Annotated in this window: 1 pseudogene; it reads right to left on the bottom strand. The window is 50.0% G+C overall.

From position 1 onward, the window contains the following. Window positions 1-63 precede the first annotated feature (63 nt). Window positions 64-214: pseudogene (locus tag ACW9IR_RS30400) on the bottom strand (IS3 family transposase); the annotation flags it as partial.

The raw sequence follows: 214 nt of genomic DNA, 5'->3' as shown, positions 1-214 counted from the left end.
CAACCGCCTCCAGGCAAAACGAATGGTAATCCCCCCATTTCTAATACACGTCAGAGATAGACGTCAGGCCACTAAGGCCAACTTCTTTTTAGGGGTGATGCCTCCAAGTGCCATATTCGAGCGCTCGTAATTGTATGTCGAGATCCAGTGTGTGCCGTAACCCTTAACGTCCGCTATCGATTCAAACAGATAATGCCCCAGCCAGTCGTAACGC

The sequence above is a fragment of the Pseudomonas sp. SDT291_1_S447 genome, from assembly GCF_054070155.1.
The sequence above is the reverse complement of the archived record's forward strand: the minus strand, read 5'-3'. Positions and strand labels throughout refer to the sequence as shown.